This window comes from Microbacterium sp. OR16 (assembly GCF_047306725.1).
GTDB lineage: Bacteria > Actinomycetota > Actinomycetes > Actinomycetales > Microbacteriaceae > Microbacterium.
This window is the reverse complement of record NZ_JAZEXK010000001.1, coordinates 2,120,127-2,139,387: the sequence shown is the minus strand read 5'-3', so window position 1 is coordinate 2,139,387 and position 19,261 is coordinate 2,120,127. Positions and strand designations below refer to the sequence as shown.

The following is a 19,261-nucleotide window of genomic DNA, read 5'->3' as shown; positions in this document are numbered from 1 at the left end:
CACGGCATCGGTCAGCGCGGCGGGGCGCGGATGCCCTAGCGTGAGCATCATCATGACTGCCACGCTCACCCTCGACACCGTCACCCTCCCGTCGGCGCCGGTGGGCGCACCGAATCCGCTGCCCGCGGTCGCCGCGATGCCGCAGGCGCCGTACGAGGCGTCGACCGACGGGCTGCCCGACGACCTGGCCGAGAACATCCGGTACGGCCAGGTCGGCAGCATCCACCCCTATCTGCTGCAGGATCAGTACGCGCGCGAGCGCACCGACGAGCCCATGCGCGTCGCGGTGCTCGAGAACGACCTGCTGCGGGCCGAGTTCGCCGTCGATCTGGGCGGCCGCCTGGTGCGTCTGCTCGACAAGGCGACCGGGCGCGACCTCGTCTACCGCAACGAGGTCTTCCAGCCGGCGAACCTCGGGCTGCGAAACGCGTGGTTCTCGGGCGGTGTGGAGTGGAACATCGGCATGCGCGGCCACTGGCCGCTGACCTGCGCGCCGCTGTACGCCGCCGCGCTGACCGCGCCCGACGGCGAACCGGTGCTGCGGATGTGGGAGTACGAGCGGGTGCGTGGGGTGATCGTGCAGATCGACGCCACGCTCGATTCGACCGTCGCCGCGCTGCACGTGCGCGTGCGGGTGCGCAATCCGCACGCCGACGAGACCGGCATGTACTGGTGGACGAACATCGCCGTCGCCCAGACCGAGAGCTCGCGGGTGTTCGCCCCCGCGACGCACGCATATCAGACGCAGTACGACGGCACGCTCGCGCACGTCGACGTCGCCGCACCGGACGTGAGCCGTCCGGCCCACGCCGCGCAGGCGGCCGACTGGTTCTACGACCTCGGCGGGGATGCGATGCCGTGGATCGCGGCGCTCGAACCCGACGGCACCGGACTCGCGCACGTCTCGAGCGTGCGGCTCTCGGGACGCAAGCTGTTCGTCTGGGGCGACACCACCGGCGGGCGGCACTGGCAGGAGTGGCTGGGAGGCTCGTACTTCGAGATCCAGGGCGGCCTTACGACCACGCAGTACGAGAATCTGCGGATGCCGGGCGGGGCGACCTGGGAGTGGACCGAGACCTTCCTGCCGCTGCACGTCGACGGCGCCGACGCGGAGTGGGCGGCGGCCTGCGCCGTCGTCGGCGCGCAGGTCGGCCGCGCGACGGATGCCGCGGACGCCTCGCGCCTGGACGCCGTGGCCGATCTCGCGCCGGAGCGGATGCTCAACGTCGGCGCTCCCTGGGGCGCGCTGGAGTCGGCGCTGGCGGCGCGATACGACGCACCGTTCGACACGCTGCCGGGGGTGCGGTTCGATGCGATGGCGGGTGACGATGCCGACTACTGGCGCGGTCTGCTCGGCCTCGCCGACGCGGGTGACTCCGACGCCGCCACGCCCCCGCCGAGCTATGTCGCCGGCCCGCTCTGGGACCGGCTGCTCGCCGAGTCGACTCCGACGTGGCTGACGCACTACCACCGAGCGGTCGCGGCGCATGCGAGCGGGAACCGCACGGAGGCAGCGGCGCACTACGAGGCATCGCTGCGGCTGCGCCCCACAGCCTGGGCGCTGCGCGGGCGCGGGCTGTTGAAGACGGCGGCGGACGAGGGGGATGCCGGTGTCGCCCACCTCGCCGATGCGCTCGCCCTGGCCCCCGGCCTCGCGCCGCTCGCCCTCGAACTCGGAGAGGCCCTGCTGGCCGCGGGGCGGGCGGAGGAGGTATCCGGGTTCGTCGACTCGCTGCCCGCCGAGCTCCGCTCACGGGGCCGGTTCCGTGTGCTCGCGGTGCGCGCGGCACTGGCATCCGGAGCCGGCGATGAGGCCCGGCGGATGCTCGAGGACGAGTTCGACGTGCCCGACATCCGCGAGGGGGAGCTGAGCATGTCGGACCTGTGGCGCGAGGCCTTCCCCGCCCGCCCCGTGCCGGAGCGCTACGACTTCTCGATGGCCTGACGCCGCGCCGCCGGAGTGAATTCCGCCGGTGCGGGGTCGATTGCGCACGGTTTCGCCCGCATGAGCGTACGAAACTGACCCCGGATGCCGGGCGGCGCTCTCTCAGGCTGCTTGAGCGAGCTCGCGCCAAGCGCTCACGCAGCGCATCTGTCTGCTGCCACGCCTCTTGAGCGCGGCGGCTCCGCAGCCGCTCCGGACTCACCAGCACCGCGACCACCCGGCATCCATCGGCCAGACTTGACCCTGACACGGTGTTAGGCGGTCGAATCAGAGCATGTTGTCCATCGGAGCGTTCGCACAGATCGGCCAGGTGACCCACCGCATGCTGCGACACTGGGACACCGCCGGCCTGCTCGTACCCGCTCACGTGGACGAGTACAGCGGGTACCGCTCGTACGATCCTTCGCAGCTCGACCGACTGCACCGGATCGTCGCGCTGCGGCAACTCGGATTCGGGCTGGAGCAGATCCGCGTCATGCTCGATGAGGGCATCGACGGGGATCGACTCATACAGATGCTGCGCGGACACCGCGATGCGGTGGAACGCGAGCACCGCATCGCGACCGAGCGACTCGTCGACGTGGAACGGCGCCTCCACCTGATCGAAAGCGAGAATCGCATGTCATCCGCCGAGTTCATCGAGAAGCCTCTGCCCGCCGTCCGCCTGATCGCCCGCACGGCGACCGTGCCCGCCGACGAGGTGGGCCGGTATGTGGGAGCCATGTTCGGCGAGGTCGAAGACCGCCTGCCCGAGACGGAGGGGATGCTCGAGACGCCGATCGCGCAGTACCGCCCGACCGATGACGGGATGCTGCTGACCATCGGCTACGCGTACGCCGGCGACCCCATCGAAGGTCTTGAGATCGTCGAGCTCGCCGCTGAGGAGCGCGCGGTGTGCGGCATCCACCTCGGTGCGATGTCGGGCATCCGCGAGACCTGGCACGCGTTGCACGCCGAGATGCTCGCCGGGGGTTTCGTACCCTCGGGTCCGTGCCGCGAATTGTATGTGCGGTCGTGGCCCCTCGAAGACGAGTCCCACTGGGTCACCGAGCTGCAGCAGCCCGTCTCGCGGGCCTGAGCACGCGAAGTCGGGCCTGTCAGGGATGCATGTCGCTGGTCGGCTAGCCTGCGGACCAGACGAATGCATCCCTGACCTGGTGGCAGGCACCCTGGGGGATGGATTTCTCCGGTGCAGGGTCACGTTGACCAGATGAATGCATCCCTAACGGCGGATGCAGGCACCGCAGGGATGGATTCCGCCGATGCGGGGTCGATCGGGTACGGTTTCGGCCGCGTCGGCGTACGGAACTGACCCCGGATGCCGCCAAAGGCGGGCCCGCGCCGGAAGCGCGGGCCGCGGACGCCCGGCGGCGAGCGCGCGGGTCAGCGGAGCGGGTCGAATGGGCGGATCTCGGGGGCGATGCGGCCCGTCGTGATCTGCTCGGCGAGCAGCTTGCCGGTTGCGGGGCCGAGCACGATGCCCCACATGCCGTGACCGCCCGCGACGTACACGTTCGGCGCCTGCGTCGCGCCTACCAGTGGCAGACCGTCTGGAGTGACCGGGCGCGAGCCGACCCACTCGTCCTGACGGTCGTCGAGATCCAGCCCGGTGAACATCTCCCGCGCCTGAGCGATGATCGCCTGCACCCGCCGCGGCTGGAAGGGCTCGTCCGGGCGACGGAACTCCATGGTGCCGGCGATGCGGAAGCGGCCCTGATACGGGGTGCACGCGATGCGCTGGAACGGGAAGTACACCGGATGCTCCTGCGGCACCGAGGTCGCGACCGTGAACGAGTATCCCCGGCCGGCCTGCACCCGGGTGCGCACGCCGAGCTTGCGGGCCAGCGCCGGCATCCAGGCGCCGGTCGCGATCACGACCGAGTCCGCCTCGAGTCGCTGCCCGTTCGACATCGTCACCACGGGACGGCGAGTCGACGAGACATCGGTGACCTCGTACCCGGTGATCAGCTCGGCTCCGCGCTCGACGACGGCGGCGCCGAGCGCCTCGACGAAGGGCGCGGGCTCGAAGAAGCGCTGCCCGTCGAGCCGGTAGGCGTGCGTCACGGCATCCGACAGCACCGGCGCCAATTCGCGGGGGTTCTCGAGACGCGTGAAGGGCACATCCTGCCCGTGCCGGATCACGCCCTCGATCTCGTGCAGAAAGCCCTTCGAGTCGGCTTCCTGCTTGAACCCGATCACGAACGGGCCCTCGCGGGTCCACGACTGCACGCCCCCGTCGATCAGCTCGTCGAAGCACTCCAGCGCGATCTTGTCGATGGGCGTGAGGTCGGCCATCGTGCGATCCCAGGCGCGGTTCGTACCGTGCGCGGCGAACTGGCCGAGGAACATCCACAGCCCGGGATCCACGCGGAACGGCACGTGCAGCGCGGCATCCGGGTCGAGCAGGGCCTTCGGCCCGTACGTCCACAGGCCCGTGTCGGCGAGCGGGATCGTCTTGCCCGGCGTCAGCCAGCCGGCGTTGCCCCACGACGAGCCAGCGGCGACACCGACCCGGTCGATGACCGTGACGTCGACACCGCGCTCCTGCAGATGCCATGCCGTGGCCAGTCCGACCATTCCTGCACCGACGATGATCGTGCGCGTCATTGCGTCCTCCTGAGACAGCTGTTCGCGGGAGCGAGTAAGCGCCCACTACCTGCGATTATGCAGATCCGAGTGACGACGCGGTCTGGAACCGAAGATCCTGCGTAAGATCGCCTTGATGCGGTGAAAATCTTCACCTCGAGGCGAGGAAGTGGTCGCGTGAGCCCTGATTCTTCGGCATCCCCCCACGCCGGGCTGGATGCCATCGACCGCACACTCCTGTCGGAGCTGAGCCGCAACGGGCGCATATCGAACACCGAGCTCGCCGCGATCGCCGGCATCGCCGAGTCGACGTGCCTGAAGCGCGTCCGCGCCCTGCAGGCGAACGGAGTGATCGTCGGCTTCCATGCCGAGATCTCACCGGGCGCGCTGGGGCTGCACCTCGAGGCGCTCATCACCATCCGTCTGCACGCCCACGCCCGCGGCGACCTGCGCCGATTCCAGACCTACCTCGAAGAACTGCCCGCGACGCAGCGGGTCTACTTCCTCGCGGGCGATCGCGACTTCCTCGTGCACGTCGCTGTTCCGGATGCCGCGGCGCTGCGCGAACTCGTCTCAGACACGATCAGCCTGAAACCGGAAGTCGCATCCACCAGCACGAGCCTGATCTTCGCCCAGGCGGCCGGGTCGCGCGGCCTGTGACCTGACGGCCCGACCGCACGACCCGCCCCGAGACTCAGTCCTGCTCGATGTTCTCGTAGGCCCGCATCGCTGCCTTCTGGGCGTCCTTCAGGGCCTCCTCGGGCGACTTGTCGCCGAGCAGCGCCGCCGTGATCGCGTTGTTGAGCTCGTTCTGGATCTCCTGGCCGGCGGGCGAGGATCCGAACGACTGTCCGTAGTCGACCACGTCGTAGTACGTCGAGATCACCTGGTCGAAACCGGCGTTGCCGCTCTCGGTGACCCACTCGTCGCGGATCGCCTTGTCGGCGGCCGGCGAGCCGGTGAACAGGCCGGTGTTCACGCCGCCGTCCTTCTCGCGGGTCTCACCTCGTGCCTTGCCGGCGGCCGCCCACGCCTCGTCCGAAGTAAGGTCGACCATCCATGCGCACGCCGCGGCCGGGTTCTTCGCTCCGGCCGGCACGACGAACGCGGTTCCGGATGCCACCGAGAAGGGCTCGCCGTCGGCGCCGCGGAACGGCACGGCCTCGAGCTGCAGCTCGTCCATGTAGGGCGACAGCACGTTCGGGTACCACTGCGCGTTCACCTGCGCGCCGACCTGGCCGGCGACGAACTGGTTGTTGTCGCCGAAGGTGTCGAACGAGTCGGTGAAGCTCTTCACCGCGGCGTAGCCGCCCTGGGCATCCGTGATCTTCTTGAGCATCTCGATGCCGGCGACGTTCTTCGGATCGTCGAGGGTCGGCTTGCCGTCGTCGTCGTTGAGCTGCCCGCCCATGCCGAGGATCCACAGCCCGCTCTGCCCGGTCGCCTGCGGATCGAAGCCGAGGCGCGTGGGCACGCCGTTGTCCTCCTGGTAGATCTTGCCGATGGCGTCGAGCAGCACGTCGGCGTTCGAGGTGTCGATCTGGTCGACGGTGACGCCGGCCTCGTCGAGCACCTTCTTGTTCACGAGGATCGCCGGCGGCTGGTAGAACTGCGGCACCGCCCAGATCTCGTCGTCATAGGTCACGTCGTCGACGACGAAGGGGTACCAGTGCTCGCGCGGCGAGACGTCCTGCTCTTTCAGGCACTCGTCGAGCGGCATGATCAGCTCCTGCGCGGCGTACGTGGTGACGTAGCGGCGGTCCATCTGCACGACGTCGGGCACGTTGCCGCCCGCCAGCCGCGTGGTGAACTTCTGCGCGTCGAACGCGGTGGCGTCGAGGTCGACCTTGACATCCTTCAGCTGCTCCTCGGCGTAGTCGAGGCGCGACTGACCGACGTCGTCGGCGTTCTCGAAGCCCCATGCCTTCAGCTCGCCCGTCGCCTGGGCACCCCAGTCGACGGCTTCCGCCATATCGGACGCGTCGTCGCCGCCCCCGCATCCGGTCAGCACGACAGCGGATGCCGCGACGACCGCCGCGATCCCCAGAATGCGCTTGTGCATCTCTCTTCCTCTCGTTCGAGCGACGGTCGCGAAACGCCGCCGCTGTTCTGTTGTGCAAGTCGTGTCGTCCGGATGCCCGCGTGCCGGCATCCGGGATCAGCCCTTCCTCCCCTGCGTGGCGACGCCCTCGATGAAGTAGCGCTGACCGAAGGCGAACAGGATGAGCATCGGCACCGTGACGATGAGCGAGGCGACCATGACGTACTGGTAGTCGCCGTGGCCGCCGGCAGTGGGGCTGTACTTCGTCATCGCGTAGGCGATGCCGAGAGGTGCGGTGAAGTCGTCGACCGATCCCGCATTCAGGTAGATCAGCGCGGAGTACAGGTTGTTCCAGCTGGCCTGGAACTCGAAGAGGAACACGATCACGAACGACGGCACCGACAGCGGCATCGCGATCCGCCAGAACAGGCCCCAATAGCTGCATCCGTCCAGCCGCGCCGCCTCGAACAGCTCGCGCGGCAGCCCGAGATAGAACTGCCGTTGCAGGAAGATGTAGAACGCCGAGCCGAACAGGTTCATGCCCCACAGCGGCACCCAGGTGCCGAGCAGCCCGGTCTCCTTCCAGATCAGGTAGATCGGGATCATGGTGACCGCGCCGGGCAGCATCATGGTCGCGAGCACGAGGCCGAAGAGCAGCCCGCGCCCGGGGAAGCGGAAGTACGCGAACCCGAACGCGACGATCGAGCTCGACACGGCGACGGCGGTGGCCGCCAGCACGGCGATGGCCACGCTGTTCCACAGCCAGCTCATCAGCGGCAGCTGGTTCCACACCTCGACGTAGTTCTCGGGCACGAACGTCTTGGGGATCAGGGCGTTGTCGAACACCTCGCCGCGAGGTTTGAAGCTCGCCGCGACCAGCCACGCGAACGGGTAGAGGAAGAGCAGCCCGAACCCCACGAGGATGATCGTCAGCACGATCCGCGCCGCGAAGCTGCGAGGCTGGCTGAGGTTGCGCCGCCACTTCGATCGCTTCGGCACGGTGTTCACGACCGTGGACGGATCCCGGCGCTCGGGGTTCTCGCGCCGGGACGTGTGCGGCAGCGAGGTCGCCATCAGCGGTCTCCCTCGTAGTAGACGAACTTGTTGCCGAACTTCACCTGGATCACCGTGATGATCATGATGATGACGAACAGCAGCCAGGCCATGGCCGCCGCGAACCCGAAGTTGAACTGCCGGAAAGCCTGCTGGAACAGGTAGATCGCGTAGAACAGCGACGCCTCGGGCGAGGAGTTGCTCTGATCGCGCCAGAACAGCAGATACGCCTGGTCGAAGATCTGGAACGCGGCGATCGACAGCACGATCACGTTGAAGAACATCGCGCCCGAGATCATCGGCAGCGTGATCGAGAAGAACTTGCGCACACTCCCCGCGCCGTCGAGGGATGCCACCTCGTACAGCTCGGTAGGCACGTTCTTCAGCGCCGCGAGGAAGATCACCATGGTGCCCGCGACCGTCCACAGCGTCATGATCACGATGCTCGGCTTGACCCAGGCCGGGTCGACCAGCCACTGCGGGCCCTCGATGCCGAACAGGCGCAGGAACTCGTTGATCACTCCGCTGTTGCCGTTCAGCAGCAGGAAGAACACCGCAGCCGTCGCGACGGCCGGCGTCATCTTGGGCAGGTAGTAGAGCGTGCGGAAGATGCCGGCTCCGCGGCCGACGCGGTTGAGCAGCATGGCCAGCACGAGCGCGAAGATGATCTCGAGCGGCACCGCCATCACGACGTAGAAGAGCGTGTTGCCCAGCGACACCATGACTCGCGGATCGTCGAAGAGCTCGGCGTAGTTGTCGAGGCCGACGGGGCGCGCGCTGTTGGTGGCGAGGTTGTAGTTGCTGAACGAGATGTACAGGCTGTAGATCATCGCCCCGGCGGTGAACACCAGGAACCCGATGATCCACGGCGTGATGAACAGGTACCCGGCGATCGCCTCGCGCTTGTTGATGCGGTCACGTGCCGGCTTCGGCGCGCGGCGGAACCACCGTCGCTTCTTCGCGGCCTGCTGCTCCGCCGGCACGAGTGCCTCGGGCGTCGTCGTGATGCTCATCTGCCGCCTCCGTCCCGCTCGTGATCGGGCACTCGGCTACGTGCGCCGATCGCGCTCGGAAGAGCGCGAAGCGGCGCCGCGCACACAGAGGCCCACCTTCGCATGCCCTGACCGTAGGCCGCATCGACGTGGAAGGGACGGGCCTTGCCAGGGCGGGAGAAGAGGGGCATGATTGCGGAATCGCGCCCGTGCGACTTCTTCTCAGGGCTGGTCAGGTGGGATTACCGCGCGGTCAGCCGACTCGCACGTCGAACCCGGCATCCGTCAGCGCCGCTCGCTGCTCGTCGGTCGCGGCGGAGTCGGTGATGACGAGCGGGAAGAGGTCGGGGCCGCCGAGATGGGCGAACGCGGTGCGGCCGATCTTCGAGGCGTCGGCGACGATCATGGCGCGTCCGGCGCGCTGCGCCATCATGCGGTTCACCGCCGCCTCGGCCTCGTCGTGCGTGCTGGCTCCGGCGTCGGCCGAAAGGGCGTTGACGCCGATGAACGCGACGTCGAGCCGGATGCCGCCCAGCAGCTGCTCGACGAACGGGCCGACCAGCTCGAAGCTGCGGGCGTGGATGACCCCGCCCGTGACGACGACCTTGAACTCCGGGCGCATGGCGAGCTGGGCGGCGATGTTGACGGCGTTCGTGACGACCGTGATGCCCCGATCGGCGAGGTCGTCGCGCGCGGCGAGCGCCGTCGCGATCGCATTGGTGGTGGTGCCGCCGGACAGACCCACGACCTGCCCCGGCTCGACCAGGGATGCCGCGACCGCGGCGATCTGCTCCTTCGCACCGGTGGCGTGGTGGCTGCGGAACCGGATCGGCAGCTCGTAGGCGACCGACTGCGCCACCGCACCGCCGTGCGTGCGGGTCAGCAGGCGGCGCTCGGCGAGGCTGTCGAGGTCGCGCCGCGTGGTCGCGGGCGATGCCCCGAAGCGCTCGACGAGGTCGTCGACGCTCACCTCGCCCTGAGCTGCGAGCAGATCGAGGATGGCGCTGAGTCTGGCGGCCCGTTTCATGTCGGACTCAGTCTGTCAGTGAGCCGCGCCGTCAGGCGGACTCGAGGGCGAACAGGCGCAGCATCCGCGCAGCCTCTTCGGCGACCGCCTCACGAGCGGGAGAGAGGTACTTGCGCGAGTCGACGAGCTTCTCATCGGCGGCGAGGGTCTCGCGGATCGCGCGCGTGAAGAAGCCGTTGAGGTGCGTCGACACGTTGATCTTGGTCATGCCGGCCCGCACGGCCTGAACGATCACCTCATCGGCGACGCCCGAAGAGCCGTGCAGCACGAGCGGGATGTCGCCGCCCGAAGGACCGATGCCGCTGAGCGCGGCCTTCAGACGGCCGATCAGGTCGATGTCGAGCGAAGCCGAACGATCGAGCATGGCGTGCGACGAGCCGACCGCCACGGCGAGCGAGTCGACGCCGGTGGCCTCGACGAACGCCCGCGCCTCACCCGGATCGGTGCGCACACCGGGAGCGTGAGCGCCGTCCTTTCCGCCGACCTCGCCGAGCTCGGCCTCGATGTAGACGCCGGCAGCGCGGGCGCGGGAGGCCACATCGGCCGTGATCTCGACGTTCTGCTCGTAGTCGAGCTTGCCACCGTCGAACATCACCGACCCGAAGCCCAGCTCGATGGCCTCGTCGACCAGCTCGGGCCGCTCGGCGTGATCGAGATGCACGGCCACCGGGGTGCTCGCGCGTCGCGCGACCGCGAGGGTCGCCCAGCCGATGGGCTCGAGCCCGCCGTGATAATCGGCGCAGTTCTGCGAGATCTGCAGGATGACGGGCAGGTTCGCGCGTTCGGAGGCGGAGATCAGCGCCTCGGCCGTCTCGAGGTGGATGACGTTGAACGCGCCGATCCCGGTGCCGGCCGTCGCGGCGGCCCGCATCAGGTCGCGTGGGGATGCAAGGGTCATCGGGTCTCCTCGGGGTGGTGTGCAGGATCGGCAGCGGGTCCGGCCGGTCGTGCGGTGATGGTCAGTGCGGACTCGAGCTCGGGCCAGGAGGGGTGGATCTCTCCGGCGAGCGGCATCAGCACGGCGGCCGCCGACCAGGCGGTCGCGCGACGCAGGATCTGGGCGGGGTCGCGGATGCCGGCATCCATCAGCACGGCGCACGCGGCGACAGCGGCATCCCCCGCTCCGGTCGGGTTGCCGGCGAGCGCCGCGCCCAGCCGGGCGTGCAGCACCGAGACATCGCCTGATGCCGTGGGCGTGACCGCGAGCATCCCGGCGGCTCCGAGCGAGAGCAGCACGAGCCGAGCGCCGCGGCGGATGAGCTCGCGCGCGCCGTCGACGGGATCGTCGAGACCGGTCGCGTCGCGCAGCTCGTGCTCGTTGGGCTTGAGGACGGATGCCCCGGCATCCGCCGCCGCGAGCAGGGCCGGGCCGGACGTGTCGGCGATCACGCTCACCCCTGCCTCGCGACCCAGCCGGATCAGGTCGGGCAGCGCGTCGTCGGGGATACCCGGGGGCAGACTGCCCGAGATCACCAGCACCCGCGCGGCGCCGGCGGCTGGTGCGTCGACGGCACCCGAATCGACGGCACCCGAATCCGAGGCGCCCGAATCCGAGGCATCCGGATCGGGGGCCGACACGCCAGATGTCGGACGTTCTCGCGGGATGCGTCCGACATCTGGAGTGTCGGCCCCCCGTTCGTCACCGTCGGCGGGGGCACCGGGTGCGGGGGCACCGGGTGCCGGGACGGCGGTGGCGGGGGCGGCGGGGGCACCGGGTGCGGGGACGGCGGTGGCGGCGGGGGAACCGGGTGCGAGAGCACCGGGTGCGCCGGCGGCTCCGCCGGCGCGAAGGGCGCGGGACACGGCGTCGCGAAGCGTCTGCCACTCGGCGTCGGAGGGGGCGACGCCGCGTTCGTTGACGACCGTCGTGTCGCCGAGCGCCTCGTCGACGAGGGCGACGCTGCGGCGGGTGGATGCCTCGACCGGCACGAGCACGTGCGGCACGCCCGACGCCGCGAGCTCTGCGGCGAACTCCGCGCCCGTCGCGCCTCCCGTGGTGGTCATGGCGATGGTGTCGGCGCCCTGCGCGTGGGCGACCCGTGCGACGTTGAGACCCTTGCCGCCGGCGCGCACCTGCCCGGCATCCGCGCGGTGCGTGTCGCCGACGGTGAGCGAGGCGACGTGCCAGGTCAGGTCGAGCGCCGGGTTCGGTGTGACGGTGACGATCATGCCGGCACCACCTGCCGTGCGCGCAGCGCCGATCCGAGGATGCCGGCGTTGCCCGACAGCTCGGCCGGGACCAGAGCCGGGATGCGGTGGAAGCTGAGCCGGTCGGCGAGGCGCGTGCGCAGCTCGTCGAACAGCGCGCCGCCGGCGCGCGAGAGCCCGCCGCCGATGACGACGGCCTCCGGGGCGATCACCGCCGTGAGCTGGGCGATCGCCATCGTCAGCGCGTCGAGCGCCTCGTTCCAGATCCACGCAGCGGTCTCGTCTCCGGCGGCAGCGCGGGCGATCACCTCGCGAGCGCCATCGACCACGTCGCCGGTGGCCTCGGTGAAGCGACGCGAGATGGCGCCGGCCGAGGCGACCGCCTCAAGGCATCCGCGCGCTCCGCACGGGCACGGCCACTCCCCGAGCGGCGAGTGGCCGATCTCTCCGGCGTAGCCGCCCGCCGTGTACGGGCGGCCGTCCACCAGCAGCGCACCGGCGATCCCGGTGCCGATGATGAGCACGACCGAGTTCGCATAGTCGCGGGCCCCGCCCAGCACGTGCTCGGCCCAGCTGGCCATCCGCACGTCGTGGTCGAAGGCCACGGGCATCCCGAATCGGGCCGTCATCAGGTCGCGAATCGGCGCGTCCCGCCAGCCGAGGTTGCTGCTGAACACGCCGATGCCGTTCTCGTCGTCGACGATGCCGGGCACGACCAGGCCGACGGCCTGCGGCACGACGTCGGGATGCTGGGCGCGCAGCTCGTCGGCGAGTTCGGCGAGCCGCTCGATCAGGCGGGCAGGGGCGCCGTCGTCGCTGCGGGGGGTCGGGGTGCGGCGCAGCCCGAGGGCGGTGCCGTCGGCGTCGAACAGTGCCGACTTGATGTCGGTGCCGCCCACGTCGAAGGCCAGCACCGGCGCTCCGGCGCCGATCGAGGCGGTGCCGGCGGGTCGCTCACCGGACTCGTCGCTGACCACCTCGGGGATGTCGCTCTGCTCGGACATGCGCGCGCCCTCCGTCGGCCGTCAGTCGTCGAGGATCACCGAGCGGGTGAGGTTGCGCGGCTGATCCGGGTCGAGTCCCTTGGCGACGGCGCGGTCGAGGGCGACGCGGTGCAGGCGCACGAGGTCGGCCATCGGGTCGATGGAGTGCTGCACGAACCTGGCGCCGGTCGCCTCGACCTGGGCCCGCAGGCCGTCGGGCGCGGAGCCGAGCTGCCAGGTGATCCGTCCGGGGGCTGCGATCGCGATCGGGCCGTGGCGGTACTCCATCGAGCTGTACGACTCGGTCCACGACTGCGACGACTCGCGCATCTTCAGGGCGGCCTCGTGGGCGAGACCCATGGCCCAGCCCATGCCGAGGAAGCTGTACTGCTCGGCGTCGGCGAGACCGGCGTCGTCGGTGCCGTCGAGCACGGCCTGCGCGTCGGCGATCGCCGCGTCGAGGCTCTCGCCGACCGACGCGCGGAACAGGGCCAGCGCCGTGGTCGCGAAGCGGGTCTGCACGACCGACTGCTCATCGGCGAAGGGCAGGCCGACCACGCTGTCGGCCATATCGACCAGCGGCGAGCTCGTGTCGCCGACGACGGCGATGACGGGTGTCTTGCCCTTCACGCGCTCGGTCAGCTCGAGCACCTCGGTGGTCGTGCCCGAGCGCGTGAGGGCCACGATCGCGTCGTAGCCGCGGCCGAAGGGGAACTCGGATGCCGTGAACGCGTCGGTCTCGCCGTGCCCGGCGCTCTCGCGCAGCGCGGCGTACGACTGCGCCATGAACCAGGAGGTGCCGCAGCCGACGACGGCGATGCGGGCGCCGGATGCCGGGAGCAGCGCCTGCTCATCGCGCATGGCGGCTGCGCGCGCCCAGGTCTCGGGCTGCGAGGTGAGCTCTGCGCGCATGTGCGCGCCGGCGGTGGTGTGCATGGCGACTCCTAAATGCTTGTTTCTGACGTTTAGAACCAGATATCGATCATATTGTTGCATAGGTCGGAGGCGCGCTGAAAGACGGCATCCCCCGTCTGGTTCCAACCGCGGCGCCGCGCCGAGTGTCAGCGGCCCTCGGCCGCCTCGGTGTGGTGGCGGATGACCTCGGCGACGACGAAGTTGAACCACTTCTCGGCGAACTCGGGATCGAGGTGCGCCTCTTCGGCGAGCGCGCGCAGGCGCGCGGTCTGCTGCTCTTCCCGCCCGGGGTCGGAGGCCGGCATGTCGTGCTCGGCCTTCAGGTGACCGACCTGCTGCGTGCAGCGGAACCGCTCGGCGAGCATGAAGATCAGTGCGGCGTCGATGTTGTCGATGCTGGCGCGCAGGCGCAGCAGTTCAGCGCGCGCGTCGCGCGCGTCGGCGTCATCCACGGTGTCAGCTGTGCCGGCGGTCCGCGGGCCCTGCGTCGCCGTCGTCGGGGTAGCGTCCGTCGGTGTACTCGCCCTCTTCCTCGTCGGCATGGGCTGCGGAGCGATCCGCGTGGCCGCTGGAGTGGTCGGCGTCGGTGTAAGCGCCCTCGCCGTGACGCGGCAGGTGCTGCTCATGGCCGTCGGCGGAGTAGACGCCGTCGGTGTACTCCCCTTCGGCTTCGCCTGCGTGCCCCGCCTGATGGCCGGTCGTCGTGCCTTCGCCGTGGTCGGCATCCGTGTATTCGCCCTCAGCGGGTTCGGCTGCGTGGTGTGCGTGTTCGTCGGACATGGGATCCTCCAAGGGTTCGTCGCACCTCTCACGATAGTCAAGCGCGGGCCGAGAAGGCAGGGTCAGGTCGGCGCCGGCCATAGAGTGATCGCCATGAGCACCGAAGACCCCTCGTCGCCCGCGGCATCCGACCGCGACGACTCCCGCGCGGCGGCCAGGGCCACCCGCGCCGCGGCCGCCGCGGAGACCGCCGAGATGGGCGCGGCCATCCAGGCCGATGCCGCAGCCGACGAGGCCAGCGCCGCAGCCGACGAGGCGGACGCCGCGGCCGCAGCCGCCGAAGCGGCGGAGCACCCTTCGCCGGCCGACGCACCCACGCCGCGACGCTCGATGTGGACGCGCATGGATCGCCCGTTTCGGCTCGGATTCCTGCTCACGCTCGGCGGCCTGTCGGCGTTCCTACTCGCGCTCGCGCTCACCAGCCTGTCGACGGTGCTCGTCTACGTCGCGATCGCCCTGTTCGCCGCGCTGGGCCTGAACCCCGCCGTCCGCCTGCTCACCCGGCGCGGGCTGTCGCGCGGCGTCAGCGTCGCCATCGTCATCGTCGCCCTCGTCGCCGCCGTCGGTCTCGTGCTGGTGCTGATCGTGCCCGTCGTCGTCGAGCAGATCGCGTCGTTCGTGAAGTCGGTGCCCAAGGTCATCGACGACTTCGTGCACACCGACCTGTACCTCCTGCTCGAGAAGCAGTTCGGCGATCAGATCGGCTCGCTGCTCGCCGACGGCGAGAAGCTGCTCACCGACGGCAAGACGCTCACTGCGCTCGGCGGGGGCGCCCTGAAGGTCGGCACGTCGATCGCCGAGGGCGTCTCGGCCTTCGTCATCGTGTTCGTGCTCACCCTCTACTTCGTCGTGGGACTGCCCGGCATCATCACCTCGATGCTGCGCCTGGCCCCCGCCCGCAAGCGCCAGCAGGCCCGCGACATCATCGGCCAGATCACCGAGTCGGTCGGCGGCTATGTGCAGGGCATGGTCATCCTCGCGTTCGCGAACTCGATGGTGGCGCTGGTGCTCTACCTGCTGCTGGGGTTGCCGTTCCCGCCGCTGATGGCCGTCGTCGCTTTCCTCATCACGCTCATCCCGCTGATCGGCCCGCTGCTGTTCCTCGCGATCGGCACGGTCGTCTCGCTCCTCGCCGACCCCGTGCACGCGCTGATCTTCGGTGTCGTCTACCTGATCTACATCCAGATCGAGGCGTACGTCCTCACCCCGAAGGTCATGAACCGCACCCTCGAGGTGCCCGGCCTGCTGGTCGTGCTCGGTGCACTGGTCGGCGGCACTCTGCTCGGCCTGCTCGGTGCGCTCGTGGCAGTGCCGGCCACGGCATCCATCCTCATCATCCTGAACCAGATCTTCATCCCGCGGCAGGACGAGCGCGTCTGATCCGCCGCAACGCGAACGCGGCCGGGTGGGCGAACCCACCCGGCCGCGCCGGTGCTGCGACGAGGGTCAGATCAGGCCCTTGTCCTTCAGCCATGCCTTGGCGATGTCGGCCGACGACTTCTGGTCGACCGTGCTCTGCACGTTCATCGCGACGAGGTCCTCGGCGCTCAGCTCGGCGCTGATCGCGTCGATGACCTTGCTGACCTCGTCGGCGATGTCGCTCGAGACGAGCGGCACGACGTTCGACGCCAGGATCATGTTCTCGGGGTCCTTCAGCGCCACGACGTCCTCGGTCTGGAAGGCGGGGTCGGCCGAGTAGATGTCGGCGACCTGCACCGTGCCGGCCAGCAGCGCGTCGAGGGTGCCCTGACCGGTGGCCGAGAACTTCAGGTCGATGCCGTATGCCTCTTTGGCGCCATCGGGCCCGTAGGGGCGCTGCTCGAACTCGGGCGCGGCTCCGATGGTGGCGGGCTCGCTGAGCTTCGACAGATCGGCGATCGAGGTGAGCTCGTTCTCGTCGGCGAACGACTTCAGCACCGTGTAGGTGTCCTGGTCGCTGGCGTCGGCGTACTGAAGCGCGGTGAGCCCGTCGGGCAGTGCGTCCTTCAGGGCTGCGTACACGTCGTCGGGGCTGGTGGCCGTTGCCTCCTTGTCGAGGTACTCGAGGAGGTTGCCGGTGTACTCGGGGAACACGTCGATGTTGCCGGACTCGACCTCGGGCATGTAGGCGTCGCGCTGGCCGATGTTGAACTTGCGATCGATGGTGAAGCCGGCGTCTTCCAGGCCCTGGGCGTAGATCTCGGCGATGATCTCGTTCGAGTAGTACGCCTGCGAGCCGACGACGATCGTGTCGCCGCCCTTGTCGCCGCTGTCGGCGCTGGGCTTGTCGAGCGGGTTCGAGTCGGACGCGCAGCCGGCCAGCGACAGGGCGGCGACGATCGCGATACCGGCGGTGAGCGCGGCGCGGGTTCTGCTGTGAGTGGACATGACGGGCCTTTCGGTGTGGGTCAGGCGGGAACGGATGCCGCGCGGCGAGCACGCGACGGAGAGGACGGGCGGGCGGATGCCGTGGTGCGCAGCCCCGCAGGGACAGCCGCTCGCTGCGCGAGCGCCATCAGCAGGTCGACGATGAGGGCGAGAACGGCGACGAGGATCGCGCCGCCGAGCACCTGGTCGAAACGGCTGAGCGGGATGCCCTGGATGATGGGCCACCCGAGTCCGCCGAGGTTGACGTAGGCGGCGATCGTGACAGTGGCGATCACCTGCAGCAGAGCCGAGCGCAGACCGCCGACGAGCAGCGGCAGTCCGAGTCGCAGCTCGACTTTCGTGAAGATCTGCCATTCGGTCATGCCCATCGCGCGGGCGGCGTCGATGACCCGGCGGTCGATGGCCTCGAGGCCGGTGTACGCGCCGGCGAGCAGCGAGGGTATGGCGAGCAGCACGAACGTGATGACGGCGGCGAGCGGAGTCTGCAGGATGCCCAGCACGAGCACCAGCAGCACGAGCAGTCCGAAGGAGGGGATCGCGCGTGCGGCGCCCGAGATGGCGACCGCGATCTCGCGGCCCCGCCCGGTGTGGCCGATCAGCCACCCGGCGGGCAGGGCGATCGCGGCGGCGACGGCCACCGAGATGATCGTGTAGATCAGGTGCTGGGCGAGCAGGGTGGGCAGGGCGTAGGTGCCGACCAGCCGCTCAGGCGAGAACAGCCAGGCGAAGGCGTCGGCGAACAGATTCATGCGCTGACCGCCTTCGCCTCGCCCTTGGACGCCTGAGCCTGACCCCTGGGTCCCTGAGCCTGCCCCCTAGGTCCCTGAGCCTGTCGAAGGGTCGCCGTCCGCGTCCACGGCATGAGCATCCGCCCCGCGAGGATCAGCAGCACGTCGACGACCAGGGCGATGATCACCACCGCCACGACGCCCGCGAGCACCTCCGCGATGAGCCGGCGCTGCTGCCCGTTGGTGAACAGGTAGCCGAGGTTGGTGACCCCGATCAGGATGCCGACCGTCGCGAGCGAGATCGTCGAGACGGCCGTCACCCGCAGGCCCGCCAGGATGACGGGTCCGGCGAGCGGCAGCTCGACCGTGAAGAAGCGCCGCGGCGCCGCGTAGCCCATGGCCGTCGACGCCTGCAGCACATCGGCATCCACCGAGTCGAGCCCGTCGGCGACCGCACGGACGAGGATCGCGACGGCGTAGATCGTCAGCGCGGCGATCAGGTTCTCCTCGCTGATCACCGAGTACCCGAGGGCTGCCGGCATGAGGATCAGCAGCGCCAGCGAGGGGATCGTGTACAGCAGACCGGTGAGCACGATGACGGGTCCGCGCACCAGCCGGTATCGCCAGGCGACCCAGCCGAGCGGCAACGACAGCACGAAGCCCAGCACGATCGGGATGAGGCTCTGACGCAGGTGGTCCACCGTGAGCTCGAGGATGAGCCCGAGGTTGTCCACCACCCAGTTCATGCGGTCGGCTCCCCCGTGCCGACGAGGCGGCCCTGCGTGCGCCCCTCCGAGTCGACGACCACCTGGCCGGTCGGCGTCTGCTTCACGGTCAGCGCGCGTCGGCCCCGCTCGGCGCCGATGAACGCCTCGACGAAGGCATCCGCCGGGTTCTCGATGATCTCGCTGGGGCTGCCGACCTGCACGATCCGCGCTCCACGGTCGAGGATGACGACCTGGTCGCCGAGCAGGAAGGCCTCGTCGATGTCGTGCGTGACGAACACGACGGTCTTGTCGAGCTCGCTCTGCAGGCGGACGAGCTCCTGCTGCAGGTCGGCGCGCACGATCGGGTCGACCGCGCCGAACGGCTCATCCATCAGCAGGATGTTCGGATCGGCGGCGAGCCCGCGCGCGACGCCCACCCGCTGCTGCTGACCGCCCGAGAGCTGGCTCGGATAGCGGTCGGCGAGCGAGTGGTCGAGACCGACCGTGGTGAGCATCTCGCGCGCCCGCACGTGCGCATCGCGACGTGAGACGCCCGTCAGGCGCAGCACGGTCGCCACGTTGTCGAGCACGGTGAAGTGCGGCATGAGACCGGAGTTCTGCATGACGTAGCCGATGCTGCGCCGCAGCGCGACCGGGTCACCGCCCAGCACGCTCTTCCCGTCGATCTCGACCTCGCCCGACGTGGGCTCGACCATGCGGTTGATCATGCGCAGCAGCGTCGTCTTGCCGCAGCCGGACGAGCCGACGAAGACGGTGGTCTTGCGCGAGGGGATGACCAGGCTGAAGTCATCGACGGCGTGCGTGCCGTCGGGGAACGTCTTGGTGACCGACCGGAACTCGATCATCGGCTCACGGCTCCTGCGGGGACAGCTCTCATGCACGTACCTCCTGGCGTCGTTTCGAGCGTAGGCGACATCGCCGACATATCGCCGGAATCGCTGCGGGCCCACCATCCCGGTTCGGAGTCG

19 protein-coding genes are annotated in these 19,261 nt (G+C 69.8%); 4 read left to right on the top strand and 15 right to left on the bottom strand.

Translation table 11 applies throughout. From position 1 onward, the window contains the following. The first annotated feature begins 52 nt into the window (after window positions 1-52). On the top strand, window positions 53-1,945 hold the full coding sequence (locus tag V2S05_RS10405) for a DUF5107 domain-containing protein (RefSeq protein ID WP_413635110.1): 1,893 nt from the start codon (window positions 53-55) through the stop codon (window positions 1,943-1,945). Window positions 1,946-2,219: 274 nt separating this feature from the next. Next, window positions 2,220-3,023 carry a MerR family transcriptional regulator gene (locus tag V2S05_RS10400; RefSeq protein ID WP_413635108.1) on the top strand — a complete coding sequence of 268 codons (804 nt, stop codon included), beginning with the start codon at window positions 2,220-2,222 and terminating at the stop codon, window positions 3,021-3,023. Between the two features lie 305 nt (window positions 3,024-3,328). Here the strand turns inward: V2S05_RS10400 and V2S05_RS10395 are convergent, their stop codons facing one another. Beyond that, complete coding sequence (locus V2S05_RS10395) at window positions 3,329-4,552, bottom strand: NAD(P)/FAD-dependent oxidoreductase (RefSeq protein WP_413635106.1); 1,224 nt, start codon at window positions 4,550-4,552, stop codon at window positions 3,329-3,331. 156 nt (window positions 4,553-4,708) lie between these two features. Here V2S05_RS10395 and V2S05_RS10390 point away from each other — a divergent pair, with 156 nt between their 5' ends. Then, on the top strand, window positions 4,709-5,191 hold the full coding sequence (locus V2S05_RS10390; protein ID WP_413635105.1) for an Lrp/AsnC family transcriptional regulator: 483 nt from the start codon (window positions 4,709-4,711) through the stop codon (window positions 5,189-5,191). Between the two features lie 34 nt (window positions 5,192-5,225). Here V2S05_RS10390 and V2S05_RS10385 read toward each other — a convergent pair whose 3' ends face one another. The 10 genes from V2S05_RS10385 to V2S05_RS10340 all read right to left on the bottom strand — a co-directional run bounded on the left by V2S05_RS10385 (window position 5,226) and on the right by V2S05_RS10340 (window position 14,470). Further along, the gene (locus V2S05_RS10385) at window positions 5,226-6,593 is read right to left on the bottom strand and encodes an extracellular solute-binding protein (protein ID WP_413635103.1); all 1,368 of its coding nucleotides are present in this window, start codon (window positions 6,591-6,593) and stop codon (window positions 5,226-5,228) included. A 96-nt stretch (window positions 6,594-6,689) separates the two neighbouring features. Then, a complete protein-coding gene (locus tag V2S05_RS10380; protein WP_413635101.1) occupies window positions 6,690-7,646 on the bottom strand; it encodes a carbohydrate ABC transporter permease in 957 nt (318 codons plus the stop codon). Further along, a complete protein-coding gene (locus V2S05_RS10375) occupies window positions 7,646-8,638 on the bottom strand; it encodes a carbohydrate ABC transporter permease (protein ID WP_413635099.1) in 993 nt (330 codons plus the stop codon). Before V2S05_RS10375 ends, V2S05_RS10380 begins: the two co-directional genes overlap by 1 nt. 232 nt (window positions 8,639-8,870) lie before the next feature. Further along, window positions 8,871-9,644, bottom strand: coding sequence for a DeoR/GlpR family DNA-binding transcription regulator (locus V2S05_RS10370; protein ID WP_413635097.1), 774 nt, complete (start codon window positions 9,642-9,644; stop codon window positions 8,871-8,873). 31 nt (window positions 9,645-9,675) lie between these two features. Then, the gene (locus V2S05_RS10365) at window positions 9,676-10,542 is read right to left on the bottom strand and encodes a class II fructose-bisphosphate aldolase (RefSeq protein ID WP_413635096.1); all 867 of its coding nucleotides are present in this window, start codon (window positions 10,540-10,542) and stop codon (window positions 9,676-9,678) included. After that, window positions 10,539-11,813: a 1-phosphofructokinase family hexose kinase gene (locus V2S05_RS10360; protein WP_413635094.1), complete on the bottom strand. Its 1,275-nt coding sequence runs from the start codon at window positions 11,811-11,813 to the stop codon at window positions 10,539-10,541. The genes V2S05_RS10365 and V2S05_RS10360 overlap by 4 nt, the downstream gene beginning before the upstream one ends. Then, entirely contained in the window at window positions 11,810-12,796 is a 987-nt protein-coding gene (locus V2S05_RS10355; RefSeq protein WP_413635093.1) for an ROK family protein, read from the bottom strand. The genes V2S05_RS10360 and V2S05_RS10355 overlap by 4 nt, the downstream gene beginning before the upstream one ends. Before the next feature lie 21 nt (window positions 12,797-12,817). Further along, complete coding sequence (locus V2S05_RS10350) at window positions 12,818-13,711, bottom strand: SIS domain-containing protein (RefSeq protein WP_413635092.1); 894 nt, start codon at window positions 13,709-13,711, stop codon at window positions 12,818-12,820. A 125-nt stretch (window positions 13,712-13,836) separates the two neighbouring features. Further along, window positions 13,837-14,142, bottom strand: coding sequence for a chorismate mutase (locus V2S05_RS10345; protein WP_413635090.1), 306 nt, complete (start codon window positions 14,140-14,142; stop codon window positions 13,837-13,839). Between the two features lie 4 nt (window positions 14,143-14,146). Then, window positions 14,147-14,470, bottom strand: a complete 324-nt coding sequence (locus V2S05_RS10340; protein WP_413635088.1) for a hypothetical protein — start codon at window positions 14,468-14,470, stop codon at window positions 14,147-14,149. A 93-nt stretch (window positions 14,471-14,563) separates the two neighbouring features. Between V2S05_RS10340 and V2S05_RS10335 the strand changes: the two genes are divergently transcribed. Beyond that, complete coding sequence (locus V2S05_RS10335; protein ID WP_413635087.1) at window positions 14,564-15,850, top strand: AI-2E family transporter; 1,287 nt, start codon at window positions 14,564-14,566, stop codon at window positions 15,848-15,850. Between the two features lie 66 nt (window positions 15,851-15,916). Here V2S05_RS10335 and V2S05_RS10330 read toward each other — a convergent pair whose 3' ends face one another. From V2S05_RS10330 to V2S05_RS10315, 4 genes are read right to left on the bottom strand one after another with little or no spacing between them, the layout of a single operon-like run. Then, on the bottom strand, window positions 15,917-16,837 hold the full coding sequence (locus V2S05_RS10330; RefSeq protein WP_413635085.1) for an ABC transporter substrate-binding protein: 921 nt from the start codon (window positions 16,835-16,837) through the stop codon (window positions 15,917-15,919). Between the two features lie 20 nt (window positions 16,838-16,857). Next, window positions 16,858-17,586, bottom strand: a complete 729-nt coding sequence (locus V2S05_RS10325) for an ABC transporter permease (RefSeq protein ID WP_413635084.1) — start codon at window positions 17,584-17,586, stop codon at window positions 16,858-16,860. Then, window positions 17,583-18,311, bottom strand: a complete 729-nt coding sequence (locus V2S05_RS10320) for an ABC transporter permease (RefSeq protein WP_413635082.1) — start codon at window positions 18,309-18,311, stop codon at window positions 17,583-17,585. The genes V2S05_RS10325 and V2S05_RS10320 overlap by 4 nt, the downstream gene beginning before the upstream one ends. Next, window positions 18,308-19,138 (bottom strand): ABC transporter ATP-binding protein, encoded by an 831-nt coding sequence (locus V2S05_RS10315; protein ID WP_413635081.1) that lies wholly within the window; start codon window positions 19,136-19,138, stop codon window positions 18,308-18,310. Before V2S05_RS10315 ends, V2S05_RS10320 begins: the two co-directional genes overlap by 4 nt. Window positions 19,139-19,261 lie beyond the last annotated feature (123 nt).

Excerpts from the sequence above, each read along its gene's own strand:
- V2S05_RS10405 (WP_413635110.1), top strand. The coding sequence starts at position 53 with ATGACTGCCACGCTCACCCTCGACACCGTCACCCTCCCGTCGGCGCCG.
- V2S05_RS10400 (WP_413635108.1), top strand. The coding sequence starts at position 2,220 with ATGTTGTCCATCGGAGCGTTCGCACAGATCGGCCAGGTGACCCACCGC.
- V2S05_RS10395 (WP_413635106.1), bottom strand. The coding sequence starts at position 4,552 with ATGACGCGCACGATCATCGTCGGTGCAGGAATGGTCGGACTGGCCACG.
- V2S05_RS10385 (WP_413635103.1), bottom strand. The coding sequence starts at position 6,593 with ATGCACAAGCGCATTCTGGGGATCGCGGCGGTCGTCGCGGCATCCGCT.
- V2S05_RS10380 (WP_413635101.1), bottom strand. The coding sequence starts at position 7,646 with ATGGCGACCTCGCTGCCGCACACGTCCCGGCGCGAGAACCCCGAGCGC.
- V2S05_RS10375 (WP_413635099.1), bottom strand. The coding sequence starts at position 8,638 with ATGAGCATCACGACGACGCCCGAGGCACTCGTGCCGGCGGAGCAGCAG.
- V2S05_RS10370 (WP_413635097.1), bottom strand. The coding sequence starts at position 9,644 with ATGAAACGGGCCGCCAGACTCAGCGCCATCCTCGATCTGCTCGCAGCT.
- V2S05_RS10365 (WP_413635096.1), bottom strand. The coding sequence starts at position 10,542 with ATGACCCTTGCATCCCCACGCGACCTGATGCGGGCCGCCGCGACGGCC.
- V2S05_RS10360 (WP_413635094.1), bottom strand. The coding sequence starts at position 11,813 with ATGATCGTCACCGTCACACCGAACCCGGCGCTCGACCTGACCTGGCAC.
- V2S05_RS10355 (WP_413635093.1), bottom strand. The coding sequence starts at position 12,796 with ATGTCCGAGCAGAGCGACATCCCCGAGGTGGTCAGCGACGAGTCCGGT.
- V2S05_RS10350 (WP_413635092.1), bottom strand. The coding sequence starts at position 13,711 with ATGCACACCACCGCCGGCGCGCACATGCGCGCAGAGCTCACCTCGCAG.
- V2S05_RS10340 (WP_413635088.1), bottom strand. The coding sequence starts at position 14,470 with ATGTCCGACGAACACGCACACCACGCAGCCGAACCCGCTGAGGGCGAA.
- V2S05_RS10335 (WP_413635087.1), top strand. The coding sequence starts at position 14,564 with ATGAGCACCGAAGACCCCTCGTCGCCCGCGGCATCCGACCGCGACGAC.
- V2S05_RS10330 (WP_413635085.1), bottom strand. The coding sequence starts at position 16,837 with ATGTCCACTCACAGCAGAACCCGCGCCGCGCTCACCGCCGGTATCGCG.
- V2S05_RS10325 (WP_413635084.1), bottom strand. The coding sequence starts at position 17,586 with ATGAATCTGTTCGCCGACGCCTTCGCCTGGCTGTTCTCGCCTGAGCGG.
- V2S05_RS10320 (WP_413635082.1), bottom strand. The coding sequence starts at position 18,311 with ATGAACTGGGTGGTGGACAACCTCGGGCTCATCCTCGAGCTCACGGTG.
- V2S05_RS10315 (WP_413635081.1), bottom strand. The coding sequence starts at position 19,138 with ATGATCGAGTTCCGGTCGGTCACCAAGACGTTCCCCGACGGCACGCAC.